Consider the following 23305-nt stretch of genomic DNA (forward strand, 5'->3'; position numbering starts at 1 on the left):
AAACGCAGCTTAGGCTGCGTTTTTTAATGTCGTTTAATCAACGAATGTACTTAACGTAAGTCCATTTCTTGAACTTTTTCGTAAGCAATTTCTGGTGCAGTTACATCTGGTTTTTCATGTAAATCTGCTTTCAATTGACCTTTACGATGCTTTAGTGCCGCATCGAGTTTTTTAGCAGCGCTTGTTATAGCGGGATACATGACTAAATCAGTACCTTTAGCAGCAATGCGAGTTCCTTCATAGTTAGTTCTAATTTCAACATCATATTCACCATGCTCTTTAGCAATGATGATATCTAGCGAGATAAGCGTGGGGAAATGGCTAGCTATTTTAGCGAATTTTTCATCTACGTGTTGTTTGACAGTGTCTGTAACATCAACATGGTGACCAGAAAGATTTATTTTCATAGATTGTCCTTAAAAGAATTTACTTGCCAAATTTATCGCGTGTCACAACTGCATGCTGACATAAATTATGGTGTTGCACAAATGCAGACTGACATATTTAGACATAGGGCATGTGCTTTGCGTCACAAGTACTCAAGTCTATAATGTGTTTTATATCTCCTTGCGTACTTTATCACTGTGCCATTAATAAACGTGCATGGGGTATATCAAATTGACCTAACCCCTACATTGATTAAACATCAGATTACTGATTAAGTATAGACACAATAATGTCACAAAGGTTGCAACTTTTGGCTTGTTCTCACAAGTGATTACAAACCAAACAAATAACCACTAAAAGCAGTTACTTTGTAAGCAACTATACATTTTTTATCTGTTTAGACTTTAGTAAATGAAGTCGAATTAATTTTTTATAAAGGATCCCTATGGCAACGAATCAACTGCAAATCGATATTATTTCTGACGTAATGTGCCCGTGGTGCATTGTTGGTTATCGCCGACTTGAACAAGCATTGAGTCAATTTGACGATTTAGAGGTTAAATTGCAGTGGCATCCGTTTGAGCTAAACCCCGCAATGTGGCCTGAAGGGCAACACTTAGGTGAACATATTGCCGAGAAATACGGCTCAACACCGGAACAAAGTACACAAAATCGTCAACGATTAACCCAAATGGGTGCCGATTTAGGCTTTGAGTTTAACTTTTCTGACGCATCGCGAATTTACAACACGCTACAGGCCCACCAGCTACTTTATTGGGCGGCGGAGTCTGGCAAGCAAACTGAATTGAAACTGGCGTTGTTCAGCAGCTACTTTACTGATCAGAAAAACCCAGATGACATTGAAGTTCTCATTGAAGCAGCCACAAAGGTAGGCTTAGATGCTGATGAGGCACGAGCAGTGCTCACAGACAAACGCTTTGAAACTGCGGTAAAAGAGGAAGAGCAACTGTGGATCAGCCGCGGGATCCAAGCTGTCCCCGCCATTGTGTTTAATCAACAATATTTAGTCTCTGGCGCACAAGATCCCGACACTATTGCTGAATTAATTAGTAAACTGACGACAGAAGACGCTTAAACCGTTTTAATTAAACAAATAAAACCCAGCTTGCGCTGGGTTTTGTGTTTACTGGATAATCACTAAACCTAGTTCAACTTTGTCACTAATAAAGTGGGTGACTCAGAGCTTGGACCTGTTGTCGTAAAGCGATAGGTACCGGCGCTTGTAGCATTAAAATGCATGTTTGCGCCTTTTTTCGCTAAGGTTTTCAACAAACCTTCACTCACAGCGTCATCGCCTGCTATTGCACCAAAATCAATTGTCGACCAATCTGCTGTCGCGATTTTAAATTCATTATCACCGGCGGCTAACACAATATCGACTTGGTAAATAGATGATCCCTGATAGGCCAATGCATCTACTTCGCCCCAACCATTCATGCCACCACGAATGTAAACGGTATTACCGACAAACATGTCTGTTTTGTCGATGGTCAAAATAGGGGCATTACGATTACTCATATCAAAGGTAAAACTGTACATCGCATCTGTTTCAATATTGATGCTTAAATTGCCACCTTTTACAGCCAGTGCTTTGCCAATACTCAGCTGCACTGTGCCATCTGCATCTAAGCTACCATAATCGACGCTATCCCAGTCGCTAGAGGCCATTTTAAAGCCTTTGATTCCAGCGGTAACCATAACTTCAGCACGATATATACTGCCACCTAAATAGACCATTTCATTATCGGTAGACCAGCCATTCATGTCACCACGTAAATATACTGGAGTGTCAGCAAAAGGCTCTTGGTTATATACCGATAACACAGGGTTCTGCTTGTCTGCCGCATTTAATGAGAACACGTAGGTTGCGTCACGTGATGCTGTAAAGGCCATGTTAGCTCCTTTGGCAGCAAGCAATTCAGCCACGTTTTCATCAACAACGGCCACATCACTAGAAATTGCACCAAAATCAACTGTGTTCCAATCTGCTGATGCCAGTTTAAAATTATAACTATTTGCAGTTAAGGTAATCGCAATACGGTATTCGCCATTACCGACATAAGTGAGCTTATCAACCTCACCCCAGCCATTCATATCGCCACGCACAAATACATCTGTACTGCCAAAAGGAACGACATCTGGTGCGCCTGCTGTAGCATTTGCAGTTAAACCCTCGCCTTGCATTTCGCCTTGTACTTTAACAAACACAGCAGTGGTGTAAGCGGGTACGGTAAATGTGCCTTCACCATCTCCTTGAGTAAAGCTAGCGTTTTGCACCTCGTTGTCTATCGACACTTGCTGCTTTGCATGCAAGCTAAAACCGCTAGCGGTGGCAATGGTCTGAGTTTGCTCTTGGGCACTACCATTGACCATCACCACAATGGCATCAACGCTTGGATCGATATCGGTTAAGCCTGCGCCGTCGTCAATGCTCATCACAATCACGCCCTGCTTTTGGTTTTTACCGATATTATGAAAGCCCACTCGGTCGATAATGTCTTGCGCTGTGGTTAAACGGAACAATTTACTTTGGTGACGGATGGCCAAGAACTCATTGAATACCGATGATGCAAAATCGATTTCAGACATAGATGCAGCAGCATTGGGGTTAGCCGAAATCCCACTAATCACACTCCATTTCGTCTCGTTATCTTGTGCTAACGGTAAACCAACATTCCAATTATTGCTGTTTTTGGTAAAGTCGACCCAGTTAAACCAATCGCCGGCATCATAGGTGTTACGGTCCATGGATTTAGAGCGCAACAAGTCGCCACCCATTTGTAAAAAGGGGATACCTTGGCTCATTAATGGAATGGTTGCGGCAATGTTTTGTACCCGAACGCGGTGTTCAAGTGATAAACCAACATCATGTTTGTATTGTAAAATATCCCATAATGTTTCGTTGTCGTGCTTGGACACATAGTTAATGCTGTCGGCAGGGTCTAACGCGTAAGCTGTTGGCTGGCTGTTCCAGCTAAAGCTACTGCCTTTAGCTGAGTTACCGTTAAAGTCTTTTAACACGTAGTTTTGTAAGTTACCTGCCATGGATAAACGTAAGGTGTCTTGATCACGTAAGTAATCATCTTTTTTGTCTGTAGCAAATAATGCCCCACCGCGCACAGCTTCACGGATACGATCGTTAAACGTTCCTACTTCAGAACCCGCCATATTCGCTTGTACAGCTTGCTCAAATAAGCGATTGTCGGCAACCTCACCAAAGTTCCAACCTTCGCCATAGAAATAGTTATCGGGATCAACCGCTTGCACAGCATCACGCGCGGCTAAAATACTGCTTTTAGGCATGTGCCCCATCACATCAAAACGGAAGCCGTCGTAACCGTACTCTTTAGCTAAAATCACCAGAGAGTCGGTGACAAACTTATCCATCATACGGTGCTCGGTAGCAGTATTATCGCAACAGGTCGAGGTTTCTATTTTACCGCTGATTTCGTTATATCTGTGGTAGTAACCCGGTACAAGCTTATCAAATACTGAGTTATCCCATAGGCCCGATGCACTAGTATGGTTATAGACCACATCGAGTACCACACGTAAGCCAAGTTCATGCAGCGCTTGGTTCATGGCGCGCAGTTCTTTAACACGTGCAATACCCTCTGGGCTTGAGGCATAACTGCCTTCTGGTGCAATAAAGTGATGCGGATCGTAACCCCAGTTAAAACCGTCATAACTGCGTAGCGCGCCGACTAAATCTTGTGCGTCTGCAGAACCAGGTAAGAAGTCAGCTAAAATAGATGCGATTGTCGCGGCTTTATCTTGAGTTTTACAGGCGTTAGCTGTATCGCTAATTTGGGAGCACAATTTGCCGAGTGTATCGGTGATTTCAATGCGTTTTGTGACATCTTCATCGATAGTGGCAATATCCGTTGTTGGTAGCACATGAAAATGTGTTACCCCTGTTTCAGCCAATTTACGTAAATGCTCAACTGGCGCACTCCCCGTCTCGGTAAATGCTAGGTACTTACCACGGTTAGCTGCAGAAGTGCTTTCATCCCGAGCACTGAAGTCACGCACATGACCTTCGTATATCACGATATCTTCAGGATTTTCAACAGTCATTACCGTATGACCGTCCCACCCAGCGGGCTTGAGATCAGCATCGCTTAAATGAATAAACTGACTATAACGGCCATTAGTAGACACATTTAATGAGTAAGGATCGGTGCTTTCTAGGGTTTCTATTTTCTTCGAAATGGGGTGATATACCTTCAGCTCATAGCGATAGTATTGGCGGTCTAAGCTCATGTCACCGCTAAAGGACCAAATACCGCTTGCTGCATTTAAGGTCATTGCGTGGGTTTTAGTGAGTTTTTTAGCGCTGTCAAAAATCTTTACATTAACGGATATTGCCGTTGGTGCCCATACGTTGGCGCTAATGTTGCTGCCGTCATAAATCACACCTAAAGTAGCCTCGTCGGCGTCATTATCACCTTTGGTATACAAGTCATCGAGCACTTTAGCGACCTGCACATTTGTTGCTGCTATGGGTTTGTTATCACTATCGTAAGCCACCAGCACCAGCTGCTCTTTGGCCATGGCTTTCGCTTCATCGGCAGTAAAGCTAGCTTGGTAGGCTGGCCAACTTGCTAAATGTGGCACTAATACTTTTTGTGCATCACTGAGTTCAGTTTCGATTAACTCTAGCTGCGCCCCATTGATATTACCGTCGTTATCGACCTCAATACCCGCAGTGGCTGAGTGATGTAAGACAAACTTCGCCACGCCGTCGGCAGGCTCATTCCATACAAAAGTGTTTTGATCTAACCAATGCGCACTGGCACCGTCAATAGAAAACCCAACGTCTAAAATAGGATAATCATACACATCTCCTTCACCATGAATAGTGAAGTTAGCCCGATTAAACTGTGCTTCTGGCGCACTATCATCTTCATAGGCTTTAAGGTTCATGGTTAAGTCAGTGTCACCCAGCGCTTTACCCGAACCTTCGGTCCCAACATGGATAATAAAGTTACCGCAGTCACTGTAGCCGTCTTTTAGGTTAATTAGCCAATAAGCACCATAGTTGGGATCGATACCATCGAAAGAGTGACCATTGGCCCAGTCGCTTGAGTCATATGGAGGCGCATAGGCATCGCAGGTGTCGTTGTTCCAAGTGTGGAGTTTATAACCGGGATAATTTGGATTACTGCTGCTGTTATCTTTGTCTTTGATACGGTTGTAATACAACACAGCCTGATTTGGCCCTGCCAACACAACAGGCATAGGTAGTTCAGAATTGTAGCCAACGATACAACTCTCATTTTTAGCATCTGGAAATTTAGGTGCTGGGCAGCTTAGTGGCGGCGGCGCCACACATTCAGTCCCCGCGGCATTAGGCACATTGGGTACATTACAAGTTAATAATACTTCCCCTGGTGCTGACGAATCACCACCACACCCCATCAGTGTGGCCATACTTAGCGCAAATACACTGATCGTCGACATTATTGATTTAGTCATCATGACTGACTTCTCCCTATCGCATGTTGCCCATTGGCAATCGGATAATTTTTATTTGTTTTTATAAGTAACCTGAACTCGAGATAATAAACGCCTTTCAAACAGCCCTTTGTCTTGCTAACTGCGTTGAATTAATTTGCCATAGGCTCGCTATTGACGCGTTAATTCGCCTTGTGAGTAAAACAAATGACAAGTTTGACAGTGAAATCTAGTTAAGGTTTTGATTATTATCGTTATAAATACACACTTCATCCCGAGTTCAGATTAAGCAATAAACCCGCTTGTTGGTTACATGGCATAAGTGAACCCCAAATAAAATTCGCGGCCAAAGTACTGTAAAGTGCCGGTTTTATTTTGGTTACCGAAATAACTTTTAGTCGGTTCATCGGTGAGGTTATTGACTTGAAACAGCAGGCCTAAGCCGTCATTCACTTGGTATGATGCTTGATAGTCGATGACGGTTTCTGCGTCAAAGTTCACCACTTGCTCATTAATGGCCACTTGCTCAGACACAAATTCGTCGCGAAAACGCGCACTGACACGAGTTTCGAACCCTTCATAGGAATAAAACAAGGTTGCACTGACCACGTTGTTAGACAAGCCCGGTAGGTCTTGAGTTGTGGTGTCGCCACCAAGACTAGTAATAGACTGCACTTCTGATTCGGTATACGAATAGCTGGCATTAAAGCCTAAGCCGGACCATGCATCAGGAAGTGAGGCAAACACTTGGGTGTAAGCCAGTTCTAAGCCGCGAATATAACCGCCTTTGGCATTATTAACGGCGGTGGTATAGGTACCGTTAGTGGTGGCAATTTGTTCACCACTGATCTCATCGACAATGTAATCTGGCACGTTAAAACCATTCGCTTGAAAATCGAAGTTTTCAATGGCAATCGTGTCGATAAATGAGTCTATATTTTTGTAGAATACCGCCGCAACAAAGGCGCCTTCATCAAAATAGTACTCGTAAGACAGGTCATATTGATCGGCATAAAATGGCATTAAAAATGGGTTATTAGTGCTCGAACCATTAATCTTGCCATCGTCTGATACCGACGCACTGATATCGCCCGCTAAGCGGTTAATTGGCGGGCGTGACATGACTTTGGCAGCCGCGACGCGGATTTGAGAGTCATCGGTGATTTTAAAATTTAAGTTAATCGATGGTAGGTAATCGGTGTAGCTGATACCTTGAACCGTCGACACATAGTTTTGGTTGATAATGCCAATACTGTCAGTAATATTTTGCGCACCGAGGTTAATATCGCCATCAACGTTTTGTAGCATAGTGGCAGATTGATCGGTATCAACCATGCGCACACCAATATTACCGGTCACTGGCATGCCGCCAATTTCAGTATTGATATTGGCCATCACATAGGCAGATATCACTTTTTCATACACTTCACCACTTTGTAAAACAGTCCAAGAGTAGTTAGTGGTATAGCCTTGAGGATCAACAACCCCGTCAGCATTACCCCAAGTTTGTACCGGTTGTGGAATACCATCAGGGAACCAAGCATTTAATGCTGCGTCCAAATCAATCGCTAAGTAAGAAGGAAAGTAGCTAAAATCACCTTGCCAATCGACAACTGTGGTCATGTCTTCGGTCAGTTTAAGCGGTGGCTCAGACTTTGAAAAAGCACCGTCGTTACCGTATTCAAATACCGAACGATTATTAGAGTAAGTACGATCTGAATAACGGGCACCAAATTCTACACTGGATATAATGTCGGTTTCTAAATCGTATTTAAAATCGACTCGGTAGGCTTTCATTTCATCCTCATTCACAAAAGGATAAATACCGTATTTGCTGACCATCACTCGGTCTACATCAGAAAAAGCCTCAGCTTGATTAAAACCAATATCGGGTAAATCTAGACCATTGAGCAAGTAACTAATTGACACATTTTCATCGAATATCGGTGTGTCGGCATTGGCATCGACGGCCACATTTGACCACAATAAACCATTACGGAAATCACTTTTGGCTGACGACAACGACACATCAAGATTGACATTGAGCTTATCGGTGACTTGCCAATCCGCATTGACACCAAAACTGTTTACTTCATCAAAATCTTGGTTGTCATCGTTAACAATTTCAACTCGAGTGTAGCTTTTGGAGGTGCGATTAAACGTACCACCAATCACGCTGTTGCCATCATATACAGGGTTGGCGACACTGGCATTACGACCACCCAATTTTGCTCGAAATCCTCGTGCAAATGATTCGCTGTCAAAACGAGACATAAATGCATCGGCTTTGACCACAAAGTTATCAACGGGTGCCCACTCAATTGCGCCCATGTAACCATTGCGAGTTTCAACGCCGCCTAAATGCTGCATTTCAAACCCTTCGCTGATGTATTCAAAGTCTGGGTTATCAACCGGGCCGTTAGTGTCGTTTGCCAGACCATCTAGCTCTTTTGAGTCGTTGTACGCTAGGCCAATAAATTGGGTGGCAACACTGGGCTGTTCTAAGCGGGCATAACCGACTGCAATACCTAAGGTATCTTCTAAAAACTTACCTTGGTAAGAAAAGCTTAAACGGCTGCCATATTCTTCTGCGCCAAACACTTCACTGGCACGATCGTTATGCATACCCCGGGCATTAATAACAAAGCTATAATCTTTATCGATACTCAGTGGGCTGACGGTTTGTAACTCAACCGTACCTGCAACGCCGCCTTCTATAAGCGATGCTTTAGGCGATTTATAAACCGCTGCTGAGCTAATCAACTCAGAGGGATATTGGTCAAACTCAATACTGCGCGAACCGCTGGTTGATACCTGCTCGCGGCCATTTAAGGTCGAAAATACAAACCCACCAGACATGCCGCGAATGTTAATTTCTGCCGCCTGCCCACCAGTACGTACTGCAGAAATCCCCGGTAAACGTGTTAATGCATCTGCCATTGATACATCAGGCAATGCCCCCAAATCATCTGCCGACAACTGCTCTGACACTGTGTCACTAAACCGTTTTGAGTTAAGTGAATCAATGAGACTGCGGCTGTAACCTTTGACCGCAATACGTTCAATCGGCTCGTCACTTGCTGCAAGACTGACTACAGCACTGGTGGCGACAAGCTCACTTGCATTAGCGTCATCGGCCGTCGTCGCAGGCTTATTGACTTCAATACTTTGTTTTGCGGCACTTGGCTGTTCAAGCGGATTAACATCATCATTAGCCATTGCAATATGAGGCATGAACATCACGCTCACACCTGCTGCCACTAAGGCTAATGACAATAAACTGGGTTTGCTTTTGAGCATTGGTTTTTCCCTCACCATATCGACTTATTAGTGACCCAATACTCAGTTATCTCGCGCAGACAAATCTAAATATTGGACATTTATTATTCCGATATACTAGGCATTAGCTTGAATAACACACAACACAATGCATACGTATTCATTACAAATTGATAACATAACCTTGTTTTAAAACACATAACAAAATAGTCATGTTAACCATGTAAGCAACTGATTTTAAAGTTATCTGATTCACTTTGATGCATAGCGGTTTCGCAACATTGATTACCACGATTTAGTCACATTAGGTGGGTGTTTCAATTTGACTATTCAGATCAAATTAATGGACATTGGGGTACGCTTGGTGTTGAATCAATACAGATGTGTTACCGTTTGGTAAGTACCCGCTGTTCAGCGGTAATACACGCTATATTAAGTTGTTATAAATACCACTTTAATGGGGTTTGGGGAGTACAAAATGGGCTTTAAATTAACGGTAAATTGGCAGTCTTCACCTAGTGAAGAAGGTGAATTTAATCGCGATCATGAGGTTAAGTTTGGCACAGGGCAAAGCATTCAAGCGTCATCAGCGCCAGAATACAAAGGCAATGCGGATAAAGTGAATCCAGAAGAAAGTTTGCTCGCGGCTTTGTCTTCATGCCATATGTTGACCTTTTTAGCGATTGCCCATTTAAAGCGGCTGCCTGTGGCCAGTTATGTTGATAATGCCACTGCTGATTTAGGTAAAAATGAAGCGGGCAAAGTGGCCGTGGTTAAAATGACATTAGCGCCAAAAGTGACATTTGCACAAGGGGTTGACGTTGACGAAGAAACGTTAGCTAAAATACATGAAAAAGCCCATGCAAATTGCTTTATTGCTAACTCATTAGCATGCGAAGTTGAAATAAAACACTAAGTATTTGTTGTGATAAATCAATAATAATAACCCTCTCAACATTATGCTTGAGAGGGTTATTTTTTACTGTTTTACTTAAACCAATGTGAGGTTACTTGGCTTTAATGTCTGCCGCAGAACCTGTTTTAGGTATAGGTAATCCGCTCAATGGCTTTATAGGTTGCTGTACTAGTTCATCTTTTAAATAACTGATCGCTGCTTCAAGTTGTGCATCTTTACCGCTAAAAGTGGCATAAGGTAAATTATCCACTTCAATGTCGGGTTCAACCCCATGACCTTCAACAATCCAACGACCATCGATGGCATATTGTGGGTATTCTGCTACCCGCGCCATGCCTTTGTCGGTCACCGAATTTCGACCCGATAACCACACTCCAGCGCCTGCAGTTTGTTTACCAATAATAGGCGCAATGTTTAGCGCTCTAATTCCCGCAGAAAAAGTCTCACCATCTGAATAGGTCATTTGATCGGCTAATACGACTAAGTGGCCTCTGAAAGTTTGCTGCATGTTTGCATTCGTGCTGCCATGGGTTGGCTGCCAAAATGCCCACGCACGACGTAACAGTTTTTCGATAATCCAGCTGTCGATATTACCACCACGATTGCGGCGAACATCAATGATTAACCCCTCTTTGTCGTAGTTGGTATAAAACTCGCGAGCAAAGCTTTCAACATCACCGCTGCCCATGGCATACAAGTGCAAATAACCAATGTTACCTTCAGAGGCTTTGGCTACTTTGTCACCGTTATGCTCAACCCAATCAAGGTAACGTAGCTTGGCATCGGTACCAATATCATGGGGCGTTACTATGGTATTGATAGCTGTTTTCCCACGAACTAAACCCAGTAACACTTGCTTATTACCTTGATTACGCAGTAATTGCGTTACATCAGCAATATTAGTGACTTTCTTGCCATTGAGGCTGGCAATCACATCACCTTCTTGAGCGTCCACTTCAATTCGTGCCAGAGGTGATGCCGACAATGGCAATTCAGGGTCGGTTTGATAAATATGGCTTATCACGACACCTTTGTCGGTTTGTGTCAGCCTAGCCCCTAATGCAGCAGCTTTGGCGGCATCGGCCTCTTGAGCAATATCACCACCGCGCACCTGTGAATGTAATGAGTTAAGTTCACCCATCATTTGCATGAAAATGTCATTCAGCTCATTACGATCGGTCAGCCTATCAACCAAAGGCTGATACTTGGCTTTGGCTGCTTGCCAATCTACACCACGCATTTTCGGGTCAAAAAACGAATCACGATGCATTAACCATGCGTCTTCGAAAATTTGCTGCCATTCTTGTGGTGGCGAAATGCTTAACTGCCATTGGTCAGTACTGACTTTGGCGCGTGATACATCGCTGGGCAGTTTGTCTCCGGCATCAACAATCAAAAGGTTTTTAGGGTCAGACTGTTTGCGCAGCATAATTTTACTGCCATCTTTTGATAACGAATATTGGCCAACATCTTCGCTAAAGGTATCAACCTTAATATTGAGCGGATCAAACTTAATCAGTTTTAACTCGCTTTTATCTTGGCTGCCATCCAATAAATACAGCTTATCTTTAGTTGCGATTAAACTATTGTAGTTACCAGCATCTACTGGCACTTGCCATAAGCGTTGGTTTAATCCGTCCCACTCTACTTTGACTTTTGCTGGGGTATCCTGGTCTTTACTGTCGGCTTTTTTAGCGTCTTTGATAACAGTAAGCTCGGTTGGTTTGGCAAACGGAAACGACGCTTTAGCATCTAATGCTAAGGCAAACACTTGCGTGCGTTTGTCAAATATCGGCCCCATGTTACGGTCACCCCAAGGCGAGTCTGGGGTGGCTTTAAATTCGCGATTAGACAAGAAATACAACCATTTACCGTCGTGACTAAAACTGGGTGAAAACGACTCGTATTTGTCTGAGGTCAAGGTTTGTGCTTTTGATTCGTTAATGGAATACAACACAATTTGCGGACGCTGTTTGCCAATTTCTGCCTTGGTTAGGGCAATAAACTGACTGTCGCCAGACCAGGTAATGTCTTGATAAGGGCCTAACCCCTCGCCGTTTTGAATAATTTTTTGGTTATTGTTGCGGCTTAAATCGTATAACCACACATTACCCATGTAATCATCATGCACTAAATAACGGCCATTTGGCGATAACGACAAGCTGGTGCGTAAGGTGCTGCCATCTTTGGTGAGCTGTTTCGCGCCAGCTGAACCGTCGGCTGGATATTGCCAAATTTCTTGCTCACCAGATGCATCGCTAATGGCATAAACCCATTTGCCATCATCGCTTAATAGTGCATCGCGTACTCGGCTATCGGCAGGAGAGTCTATTTGCACTAAACGGCGACCATCGTTACTGGCAATTGCCACATGGCTGCGGGCGGTAATGACCACGTTATCGCCTTGATGCGAAAACACTGTCGAGGTGGCATAATCCATTGGGTCGTTAACCCACTGCTCGCGGCGATGAGTAAAGTCGCTAGTAAGCTCGATGTCTAATGTTGACTCAGTAAAATTCGCTAAGTTGAGTAACTTAATGTCGGCGCCCTGCTGAAATACAATACGGCCATTATTAAGTTGGGCATCACGCACTTGCCAGTCGGTATATTTGGTGTGCTGTATAAAGTCTTTGCCATCGACTGTCATTGACCAAATATTGTCATTACCGGACTGATCACTAACAAAATAAACTCGACCATTAGATAACATCGGCTGTTTAACTGAGCCGTCATGGGTTGCAGTTAACCGCTGGGCTTCTTGTTTACTGCCTAGCTTATAACGCCAAATCTCACCTTTAGCGCCACCGCGATATACTTTGACATTATCGCCACTGACTTGCAGACCAAATTGGGTAAAGTACACATACTCGCCTTTATCATCTATGGTGCCTTCAACGGCGTCAGCTAACGGTAAATCAGTGATGGTTAAGGTTTGTGGGTCAACGGTTTTAAGCACCCAAAAGTTAGCTGGGCCAAAGGCGTTATCGGTGGAATACAATACTTCGCCAGATGCGGTCCAGCCTTGTAATCGCACTCGGCTGTTTTCAAAGCTGACGCGTTTAGCTACGCCGCCTTCAACAGGCATCACATACACTTCGGTTGCGCCTTCATAATTGGCCGTATACGCCACCCATTTACCATCTTTAGAAATTGTTGCGTCCAACTCTTCTGCCGCCAAACTGGTTAAGCGACTGGCTTTAGTTTGGTTCTGGTTTTGACTGAGTTCAGTAGTCCAAAGATCGCCTTCGGCAGTAAACACTAAGGTTTGATCGTGTAATGCAGGAGCGCGGTAATAACCTTGATTAGAGGCATTGGCGAATATCATTGATGAACACGCTAAAGTACCTAAAGCCAGCATACAATGCGCAACAGAGCGGCGAAGTTTCATGGTGAGGAGCTTCCTTTATTAAGTCTAATAGACTGTTTTTATTTATCGCTTCACGTTAGCAGAGTTATGGCTGTTTTTGCAGCACAAAAATGTAACCAAAAACGGCTAAGCAGTATTTGCTTAGCCGTTGGGTTATTGAGAGTATTTTCACGAGTGTTATGCGTGAATTATCGAGAGGTTAGCTGCAGTTTAATTTTATGGTATTGCTCATAAAGTGGATGCGACGGATCTGATAGCTCAGGGAAGCGTTGATCGATAGTGAGCATATAACGTTCCGCCTGAATCAGCTTATTGTCTGCCATTAATACGCTTAATCGGGCCAATGCGACATCAGGCGTATCTAAATGAATATCACCTTTTAGTGAACTTTCATCTTGCTGCTTCATTAATTGCACCTCGTTGTTATTAGCAAGCGATTGTAATCCATGCGCATTTTTTGGCGATTGGGCTTCATTGCCTTTGGGGACAACAGCTTGTTTTGTATCCGATTGTGCTGGCGCAGCACTGGCGGACTCGATATTGGCGGCGCCACGACTGAGAGGTTGATTTTCACCACGCTCGGCACTGCTCGATAAACCTTCTACCACTATCGACTTTTCGGTTGCAGCATCAGCTGAAAGCCTCTTAGTCTGTTGTAATAAAGCAGGCTGCACCGATGAACTCGGCTCAAGGTCGATACCCACTTGCTGTTGTACGCTTGGATTTAACATAAACAATCCAGCCACCAGCAACACTGATGCAGCACTTGAAAATGCCCAGGCATTACGTTGCCACAGTGACTTTGTCGACTTTTTGCCTTGAGCAGATACATGAGCTCCCGCTCGCGCCTTGGCTAAAATAGCCTCATCCAGTTCAGCCGATGGCTGCTCTAAAGGTTGCTGATGGTAAGCATCTTTGATTTCTGTTTGTAATGCAGTGAACTCTGCATCATGATCTTGTTGCTGACTCATAATGATGTCTCCTGCCATTGGTTAGCGATACATTGCTTAATACTTTGATAAGCATATCGAATACGACTTTTTGTGGCTTCTAAAGTCACATTAGCAATATCGCTTATCGCGGCAGCGGTCATCCCCATTTCGATATTGAGTAAAAAAGCCTCTTTTTGTACAGGCGGCAGTTTTGCAATACATTGCTTCATCATATCGACTTGTTGCTGTTGCTGTAATTGCGACTCTGGTGAGGCTTGGCTATCAGCTTCTAGGCTATCCATAGTTTCGTCTTCACCAAGTGGAGCCAACTTGTCCAATGGCTTAACCGCACGCACATGATCTATCAATAAGTTGTGGGCAATTTTATATAACCATGTGGTGAATTTAGCCGTTACCTGATATTGCGCTGCAGCAGTAATCACTTTACCCCAAGTATCTTGATATAAATCTTCTGCTAACTGCTGCTGATGTAATTGGCGGACAAAATAACGATACAAAGGTCCTTTATGCTTACGGTACAAGGTTTCAAAGGCATTCATATCGCCGGCCTGATAATCTAACATCAGCTGCTCGTCACTGCCGGCTTGTATGGCAAAAGTCTGTTGCGTAGGCTGTTTCAATGTTGACACTATTTAATCCTTTTAATTATGCACTTATTGATTAAGCCGATTGACACCCGGCGCTAACGCTTGGGAAAGTACACTCGCGGTTTTAAGCATTTGCACAAATTCATGGCGATAACCAAAATGGTCTTGGCCCATAGCTGACTCTGCAAGCGTAATTAACTTAGTATAATCAGTATCGTGGACATAATCATTATGATTAAGTAATTGGCCAAATCCGGCGACGGCGGCAGCAAAGCGGAAATCATCACTGGCTTGGTGTAAATGTGTTAACTGCTGATCACGGCTGATCGAATAAGTTATTAATTGGCTAGCTTGTTCGCCAATAGCTTTATAGCGCAACTTTAAAAATGCCACTTCATTCACAGTACTTAACTGCCCGCTTTGACTTTCATTAGTGTCTTTAGCCCCACTAACCGACTCAGACTGACTCTGAGCATAACGCAGTGGATCAACTAAGCGCTGATGGCTGTCGTTATAACGTAGTTCATATAAAGCAGTCACAGTATGCCCCGCGCCAATTTCGCCAGCATCGACGGCATCATTGTTAAAGTCGCTGCGATTTAACATACGATTCTCATAACCAATTAAGCGATATTCTGACACGACAGCAGGATTAAACTCGATTTGTATTTTGACATCATGAGCAATGGTTAGCAGGGTGGCATGAAGTTGGTCAACAAGGACTTTTCTGGCCTCATTGAGGGTGTCAATATAGGCATACTGACCATTGGCTTTATTTGATAATTGCTCTAATAAATGGTCGTTATAACTGGCAGTGCCGGAGCCTAGACCAAAACCTAGGGTTGATAAGCCAATCCCCTTTTTACTTTGACTGGCAACGTAATCAACTAATTGTTGATGATCTGTCATACCAAGGTTGAAGTCACCATCTGTGGCCAAAATAACGCGGTTACTGCCGTTTTCGATAAAGTGCTTTTGTGCTATTTGATACGCCAGCTGAATCCCTTGGCTACCGTTAGTGCCGCCTTGCGCACTTAACTGATTGAGTGCGATGTTAATCGCGCTAAAGTCATTACCAGCGACACCGTCTAACACCACACCACTGGAGCCCGCATACACCACAATCGACACTTTATCTTGCGCCGATAACTGCTGACTGAGCATCAGCAGTGCTTGTTTCAATAAGGGCAATTTATCGTTAGATGACATTGAACCAGACACGTCCAGAAGTAACACTAAATTGCTGGCTCCGAGCTTGTCGGGCGCAATGTCATAACCTTTAATACCAATCCGCAGTAACTGAGTATCTTGATTATAAGGTGAAGGAGCAAGCTCTGTTGTCACACTAAATGGCGTATTCTCTCTTGTTGGTGCGGGATAATCATAACTAAAATAATTAACCAGCTCTTCTACTCTGACGCTATTTTTAAGCGGCAACTGACCTTGATTAATCAATTTTCTCGTGGTGCTGTAACTGCCTGTATCAACATCAATTGAAAAGGTTGATACAGGTGTTTCACCCGCAACCATATTGCCGTTTTGCACTACCGATGCAAACTTATCATTATTGCTTGGCAGCAATGTCATGCTACGACTCTTGGCCTCCAAGGAAGTAACATTGCGATAACCAGCTGGATGATCAATGGATTTTGTGCGTGTCAATTGCCGTTCTTCAGTGACAATACTGGCTGCTTGTTGGTATGAAACTGGTGATGCATCATTCAAAGCCTGTATCTGCCCCTGTTTGCTTGACGCTTGCTGAAGTGATGATTCAACTTCAATCGTCGCATCTTGCGCCTTAGATTGAGAGCCTTCTTTGGGTTCTGGTGCGCAGCCACTAACAATCATGGCACTTATCGTTATGGTTAACACACTGTGCTGTAACCGCTTGCAGTGATAACTTAGGTTATGACTTATTTTAGTGTTCATGCTGTTTCCCTCATCATTTTGCTTTTATCAAGCGCTTTTCATCAACTCATTTGTGATCACTCGATTGGCTATAAGCCGATTGGCGATAATCAAACAAGATGGCGTTTGCGACTAATAACGACGAGATAAGTAAAAAGGGTTATTTAAATGATCATTTCGTCGCGATTGAAACCAGCACCAATAAAAATCTGAGCGAGTGATAACTTGGATGTTCCAGCTTAGTTTTCGTATTTAGAAACTGAGTGTTAGCCTCATAAAACACTGAATTGCAGCCAACAGAGCACGGCTTATGCTATTATCTAGCACCTTTTTTATCGCCTTAATATTGACGTTAATCGCCGCGGTATCCTGATGAGCGAATTAACTAAATATACTAATAGAATAAGTACGTTAAGGAGTTAACATGCAAGCCCTAGTTGCTGTTGTAATGGGTTCGAAAAGTGATTGGCCTACGATGGAAGCCGCCGCTGAAATTATGGATAAGTTACAAGTGCCTTACCATGTTGAAGTCGTTTCAGCTCACAGAACACCTGACAAGCTAATGGAATTTGCAAGTTCCGCTGCCGATAAAGGCTATAAAGTCATTATTGGTGGCGCAGGTGGCGCAGCCCATTTACCTGGCATGATCGCCTCTAAAACTCGTTTACCTGTGCTGGGTGTCCCAGTACAAAGCAAAGCACTATCTGGCATGGACAGTCTATTGTCTATTGTACAGATGCCTAAAGGGATTGCCGTTGGCACCTTGGCTATCGGTACTGCTGGTGCATTTAACGCCGGTTTATTAGCCAGTCAAATTTTGGCGATTAGCGATGCCGCTTTAGCTGAACGTTTAGAAGCATTTCGTGATGAGCAAACCCGCTCGGTCCTTGATAATCCCGATCCGAGAGAAGACTAATGACTTTGCCAAAAAATCTTTGGGTATTGGGTGACGGTCAATTAGGCGCCATGCTCAGTCATGCTGGCCAGCCGTTAGGCATTAATGTGCGTCCAGTTGACATTATGACGCCATCAGATGCGCAATTACCGCTAGAAGCTGATGACATCATTACCGCTGAACGCGAGCAATGGCCAGAGTCACAGCTCAGTTTACAACTCAGCCAACACCCACATTTTATTAATGGTCCAGTATTTGGTCGTTTAGCGGATCGCTTTACTCAAAAAAGTCTGCTCGATGAATTAGCTGTCGCCACATCACCTTGGCAATTAGTCGATGACAATACCAGCACCGAAGCCCTGCATAAGGCTTATGGTGAGCGGGTATTATTAAAACGTCGCACCGGCGGTTATGACGGTAAAGGCCAACATTGGTTAAAACAGGCAGAATCGACAACCATCCCTGCCGATTGGCGCAACGAAGCAATTGCCGAACAAGCGATTAACTTCGATGAAGAAGTGTCGATAGTTGGTGTTCGCACTCAAGATGGCCGCTGTTTGTTCTACCCACTAACACTTAACTTGCACCAAGACGGTATTTTAATGGCCTCTATCGCGCCATTAAGCCGCTTAGCACCTTTGCAAGCTGAAGCGGAAGACATGCTAAGCAAGGTCATGCATGGTCTTGAATACGTCGGTGTAATGGCAATGGAATGTTTCCGTGTTGGTGAACACTTAATGGTGAATGAGTTAGCACCGCGGGTGCATAATTCTGGCCATTGGACCCAAGCGGGTTGTCATATCAATCAGTTTGAATTGCATTTACGGGCTTTATGTAACTTACCTTTGCATCAGCCACAAGTGAATTTTCAATGCGTGATGGTAAACCTTATCGGCGTTGATAAAGACGATCGCTGGTTAAGCCTGCCTAATGCGGAGCTGTTTTGGTATAACAAAGAAGTTCGCGTGGGGCGCAAAGTGGGTCATTTGAATCTGTCTGTGCATAATAACCCTATGCTGACTGACAGTATCAATCAGCTTAAAACGTGGATGCCACAACAGTATCAAGCACCATTAGATTGGATTTTAGCTGAGTTTGCCAAGTAAACTTTGCCCGGTCAATTTGCCAAGCGCTTGGCAATAAACACGTTAATCAAAAAGGAGCCTAGGCTCCTTTTTTGTGTCAGGTTTTTTTAGCGGCAAACACAACTACACGCACACTCGGGTTAACTCTTGATCAAGCTTGTTAGCGGTGACTTTTTGCTGTTGTGCCCGCTCGGCAATCACAGTTAAATGGTCATGAACATCTTGGCTTAAACTCGACATTTTTGCCGCGCGTTGATTAATTGAATTAGTCGATGCTTGCTGGCCCAAAATACTATCAGCAATGTTGCTAGCGACACTATCAAGCTGGGTAAATACCACTTCAATATTATCAAATGCTTGAGTGACTCGCTGGCATTGTTGCAGGCCGACTTGACTTATCTGCTGGCTTTTACTGATGCCATTAACCGCATTATTAGCTTTAATTTGCAGTGCTTCCACTATGGTTTGTATCTCGACGGTGGACTCTTGGGTGCGCGAGGCTAATGCACGCACTTCGTCGGCAACCACAGCAAAACCTCGGCCTTGCTCACCCGCACGAGCGGCTTCGATAGCGGCATTAAGTGCCAATAAGTTAGTTTGCTCTGCAATACTTTTAATCACCTCAAGTACGCTACCAATTTTCTGACTGTCTTTATTGAGTAGATCTAAGTCGTTCACCATAACGTCAATGCCATTGGTGAAATCAGTCATACTTTGGTGATTGGCGATGGCGTCTTGATTACCAGACTGTAATAACTGGGTCAGGTTAACTGAGGTCGATTTAAGTTCATCAGCACTTAAGGATAAGTCATCTGCGGTTTGAGTAATGGCGTTTAAAGATAAGGTGATATGTTCGTTCTCACCATGACTATTGCTAATCGACTGCTCGGCTAAACTCATTCGCTCAGTGAGTACCTGTGAGCCATGGTGAAAAGTTTGTACATCTTGTCTAATCTCAGCTAAAACGACTTTTAAGCCTTCAATAAAGGCACTGAACTGGTTAGTAATGTGACCGAGTTGATCATCAATCGGATCGACTAGGCGCTTCTGTGGTGCGGTTTCAGTACTCACGACCAAGGCTAAATAATCTTGAAGTGCCGCTAAACGCTGGTTAATCGCTTGATTAAATAACAACCAGCCAAGCCCTGACTGGATCGCTAAAGTGCACCCTAGCAAGATTAACACCGTAGATTGATCAACTGGCGCTGACATAAAAAAAATCGCCAACATTGCTAGCATCAGGCATAACGCCGGAAGTAGCACCACTTTTAACTGCAATTTATTATTATTTTGGGTTTGCATATTGGGATCCGCAATATCGTTGACAACATTTTACACAATGCAGGATATTGACGATTTAACAAAATGTAAACACAACTATTACAATCGAGTGTATTTAAGGAGTAAGTGGATGTTTTACGCACAATAAATAGCCTCACAAGGAGGCTATATGGTTAATCAAAAAATAATCGCCACAACCATGACGAATCTAAATTCTCTTTGCATTGATGATATTGCGCAGCATAACGTTTTGAACGTTGATCGACTTTATTCGCTACCGGGACTAACCATTTTTTGGCTTTATAGCTGCCACGTTTATAACCGCCCCAGCCTTCATGGTAATTTAAGTATTGGTTTTTAGCATCCCACTTGGATACACCATTAATTTTATTTGTTTTGTAGATAAACCAACCCATAAAATCCATCGCATCGTCAAAGTCGCTGCGGCTAGACCAACTGTTACCTGTTTCACGAACATAATCGTTCCAAGTCATGGTTTTGGCTTGCGCATATCCATAAGCGTCACTGGCACGTCCTGTGGGGATAAAACCTAAAAAGTATTCCATTGGTGGTGCAGCATTATGCTTGAAAGAACTTTCTTGATACATCATCGCTAAAGGAACATGTACAGGCACGCCCCATTTTTCACGAGTATTGACCGCTGCGTCATACCACGAACGATGTTCTTTAAAAATAGAACATAAATTATCAGGCTCTTTTGGAGGCGAAGTGGCACAGCCCGCTAATGACAGAGATAAAACAACGCTAACGATACCTAAAAAACACTTCATAACACCTCTACCAGCACCTAAGATATTGATTCTGGATTTAGTTTTACATCAATTAAAAATCAATGCAATTATGCTTAGCGTTTCATTTCACATTGATGGAATTCGGTTTGCCAAACTATTGGCTGCCAATAGCCTTGGTTTTGACCAATATAGATTTTATCGGTATTGAATTTAGCCGCTATATGGTATTGCTGCTCGGCAACGACATTAACCGAAAGCATTTTTACCTTACGAGCCGATAATGACACTTTCAAATCTGGTGAGTTAATCAGTTCTGCCACAGTAAATGTATGTTCGCCTGGCGATAATAGATAATTCGGTCTTGAAATAACTGGCACGCCGTCTAAATGAGTGACCACGACACGATATAAATTAGCACTGTTGTCGGGCTCTACATAGCTCGACACAGTACCACATTCAACCATATCATCTGGCGATGAGGCACAGCCCTGAATAGCCAATGCCGCGCCCGCAACCAGCAGTGCTCGCCAAGATGAATAAAATTGCATCGCTTATTTCGCCTCGAAAGTGCCAGCAGGAACAACATCATTAAAATAATTTTGTAAGAAAACCGCAAAAGTATCTTGTGGTTGAGCCTCTAAACTTTGTAATTCAAGTAAAGATTTTTTCGCCTCATCCTCATAAGATTTTGTTATCTCATCACTTAATGGATAATGGCTTAAAAACTCGTGGTAATCATTCGCCAATTGTTTAACCCACACGCCGTGATCGGTACCTTTAAGGACGACCTCATTCATCACTCGACCTGATAACGTTTTGTTTGGGTTATCAATGGCTTCTGACCAAGTATTCAATGCAGTTTTGTAGGCATAGCTATCATCGCCGTCGAGCAGCTTAGCGATAGTGTCTAATTGTGCAAAGAGTTCATGCATCCATTGCGTTAATCCAATATTTTTGCCATTACGCTGTAGTTCAAGTCCTGGCTTACGGCCTTCTAATACGACGGCTTTTAAGTTAGCGGCAATTTCAGCCTCACCGACCTCATCAGTATTTTCAGAAGGAGATAATAGGCAATACAACAGGAACAGATCAAGAAAACGCACTTGAGTGGCGTCAATACCAACAGGGCTAAATGGATTCACATCCAAAGCGCGCACTTCAATATACTCAACCCCTGCACGCGATAAAGCTTGTGAAGGTTTTTCACCTTTTTTGGTCACACGCTTAGCGCGTATGGGGGCGTAAAACTCATTTTCAATTTGTAATATATTGCTGTTGAGTTGGCGATACTCTCCATCGACATTAATGCCGATTTTAGCAAAACTTTTCGAGGGCATCTTAATCGCAGCGCCCACACCCTCAAGGTATTCAGGCAATGAGTTGTAACTAATATTCAGCGTGTCTTGTTCTTTATTGGTATAACCTAAATCACTCATGCGCAGTGACGTTGCATAAGGCAGATACAAGGTGCCTTTACCGGTTTTTTGAAACTCAAAATCGACATCTTGATCTTTAATAAACGAACTGCATAATGCCGGCGTCGAGCCAAACAAATACGGTAATACCCACACTAAACGACGATAATTTCGAATAAGGCCGAAGTAGGATTCTGAGATAAAATCTTCAAGGCTAATATTTTTACTGCAACAAGCGCTGCCATTGCCATTAGCAATTTTGTCGTCATACAGGCGTTGCCATAACTCTTGCGACACAGAAAAATTAAAATGCACCCCGGAAATAATTTGCATTAACGCACCATAGCGATGGGTTAATCCTTTGCGGTATAGCGTTTTCATTTTACCGTTATTGGAACTACCATAACGTGCAACCGGAATATCACTGACGTCACCGACGTAACATGGCATGCTGACAGGCCACAATTTTTGACCGTTTAAATTGCGCACACTATATGCATGGGTTTGGGTTAACCCATCTAATAACTCATCAACACTGTGGCTTACCGGCGTAATAAATTCTAATAAAGCTTCACTATAATCGGTAGTGATACGCGAATGAGTAAGAGCAGAACCAAGCGCTTTTGGGTGTTCGTCTTGTGCTAGATGGCCATTTTCATCAATACGCAATGCTTCACGTTCAATACCACGTGACATGCCCAATAAAGCCTCACGGCCTTGAGTGTCGCTTAAGTGTTCGACTTTTTCATTGAAAGACTTCAATTTACTACTCTCTTTTATGGATTCGCATTGCGAGTAAACAGCTGGACCTGATAATAAACGAGATTATTACTGAAAACGCGAAAAAAGTGTAACTCAGTATAATTAGCGTGTTTATGAGGGTGAAATTAAAAACGGCAACACTCTATGTCACCGTTAATGGATCCTTAAACATTCTCTGCTATTCACTCATTAACCGACACAGAATGATATTACGATTAAAGCATACGATATAGCCCAACC

Annotated in this window: 15 protein-coding genes; 4 read left to right on the forward strand and 11 right to left on the reverse strand. The window is 43.4% G+C overall.

Going from position 1 to position 23305, the window contains the following annotated elements; translation table 11 throughout:
• Window positions 1-50 precede the first annotated feature (50 nt).
• A complete protein-coding gene (gene hpf / locus H5164_RS03620) occupies window positions 51-407 on the reverse strand; it encodes a ribosome hibernation-promoting factor, HPF/YfiA family (protein ID WP_011636558.1) in 357 nt (118 codons plus the stop codon).
• A gap of 425 nt (window positions 408-832) precedes the next feature.
• On the opposite strand from hpf, the gene H5164_RS03625 reads away from it, so the two are divergent.
• A complete protein-coding gene (locus tag H5164_RS03625) occupies window positions 833-1483 on the forward strand; it encodes a DsbA family oxidoreductase (protein WP_182754835.1) in 651 nt (216 codons plus the stop codon).
• 68 nt (window positions 1484-1551) lie between these two features.
• Here H5164_RS03625 and pulA read toward each other — a convergent pair whose 3' ends face one another.
• Both pulA and H5164_RS03635 read right to left on the reverse strand, forming a co-directional pair.
• Window positions 1552-5889, reverse strand: a complete 4338-nt coding sequence (gene pulA / locus H5164_RS03630; RefSeq protein WP_182754837.1) for a pullulanase-type alpha-1,6-glucosidase — start codon at window positions 5887-5889, stop codon at window positions 1552-1554.
• 285 nt (window positions 5890-6174) lie between these two features.
• A complete protein-coding gene (locus H5164_RS03635) occupies window positions 6175-9165 on the reverse strand; it encodes a TonB-dependent receptor (RefSeq protein ID WP_124017557.1) in 2991 nt (996 codons plus the stop codon).
• 457 nt (window positions 9166-9622) lie between these two features.
• Between H5164_RS03635 and H5164_RS03640 the strand changes: the two genes are divergently transcribed.
• Window positions 9623-10060, forward strand: a complete 438-nt coding sequence (locus tag H5164_RS03640; RefSeq protein WP_124017558.1) for an OsmC family protein — start codon at window positions 9623-9625, stop codon at window positions 10058-10060.
• A gap of 91 nt (window positions 10061-10151) precedes the next feature.
• Here the strand turns inward: H5164_RS03640 and H5164_RS03645 are convergent, their stop codons facing one another.
• The 4 genes from H5164_RS03645 to H5164_RS03660 form a co-directional block, all read right to left on the reverse strand.
• Window positions 10152-13448: a S41 family peptidase gene (locus H5164_RS03645; protein WP_182754839.1), complete on the reverse strand. Its 3297-nt coding sequence runs from the start codon at window positions 13446-13448 to the stop codon at window positions 10152-10154.
• 167 nt (window positions 13449-13615) lie between these two features.
• Window positions 13616-14398 (reverse strand): hypothetical protein, encoded by a 783-nt coding sequence (locus H5164_RS03650; RefSeq protein WP_182754841.1) that lies wholly within the window; start codon window positions 14396-14398, stop codon window positions 13616-13618.
• Window positions 14395-14943, reverse strand: coding sequence for a sigma-70 family RNA polymerase sigma factor (locus H5164_RS03655; protein WP_124017668.1), 549 nt, complete (start codon window positions 14941-14943; stop codon window positions 14395-14397). Before H5164_RS03655 ends, H5164_RS03650 begins: the two co-directional genes overlap by 4 nt.
• Before the next feature lie 90 nt (window positions 14944-15033).
• A complete protein-coding gene (locus tag H5164_RS03660) occupies window positions 15034-16815 on the reverse strand; it encodes a VWA domain-containing protein (RefSeq protein WP_220492656.1) in 1782 nt (593 codons plus the stop codon).
• Between the two features lie 484 nt (window positions 16816-17299).
• Between H5164_RS03660 and purE the strand changes: the two genes are divergently transcribed.
• Together purE and purK are read left to right on the forward strand one after the other, a co-directional pair.
• Window positions 17300-17791, forward strand: coding sequence for a 5-(carboxyamino)imidazole ribonucleotide mutase (purE, locus tag H5164_RS03665; RefSeq protein WP_182697914.1), 492 nt, complete (start codon window positions 17300-17302; stop codon window positions 17789-17791).
• A complete protein-coding gene (gene purK, locus H5164_RS03670; RefSeq protein WP_182741756.1) occupies window positions 17791-18876 on the forward strand; it encodes a 5-(carboxyamino)imidazole ribonucleotide synthase in 1086 nt (361 codons plus the stop codon). Before purE ends, purK begins: the two co-directional genes overlap by 1 nt.
• 102 nt (window positions 18877-18978) lie before the next feature.
• Here purK and H5164_RS03675 read toward each other — a convergent pair whose 3' ends face one another.
• The 4 genes from H5164_RS03675 to gshA all read right to left on the reverse strand — a co-directional run bounded on the left by H5164_RS03675 (window position 18979) and on the right by gshA (window position 23083).
• Entirely contained in the window at window positions 18979-20157 is a 1179-nt protein-coding gene (locus H5164_RS03675) for a methyl-accepting chemotaxis protein (protein ID WP_124017564.1), read from the reverse strand.
• A gap of 152 nt (window positions 20158-20309) precedes the next feature.
• Window positions 20310-20927: a hypothetical protein gene (locus H5164_RS03680; protein ID WP_124017565.1), complete on the reverse strand. Its 618-nt coding sequence runs from the start codon at window positions 20925-20927 to the stop codon at window positions 20310-20312.
• A gap of 74 nt (window positions 20928-21001) precedes the next feature.
• Window positions 21002-21436 (reverse strand): hypothetical protein, encoded by a 435-nt coding sequence (locus H5164_RS03685; protein WP_182697911.1) that lies wholly within the window; start codon window positions 21434-21436, stop codon window positions 21002-21004.
• 3 nt (window positions 21437-21439) lie between these two features.
• Window positions 21440-23083, reverse strand: coding sequence for a glutamate--cysteine ligase (gene gshA, locus H5164_RS03690; protein WP_404716473.1), 1644 nt, complete (start codon window positions 23081-23083; stop codon window positions 21440-21442).
• Between the last annotated feature and the right edge of the window lie 222 nt (window positions 23084-23305).

The organism is Shewanella sp. SG41-3, assembly GCF_014164545.1.
Taxonomy (GTDB): domain Bacteria; phylum Pseudomonadota; class Gammaproteobacteria; order Enterobacterales; family Shewanellaceae; genus Shewanella; species Shewanella vesiculosa.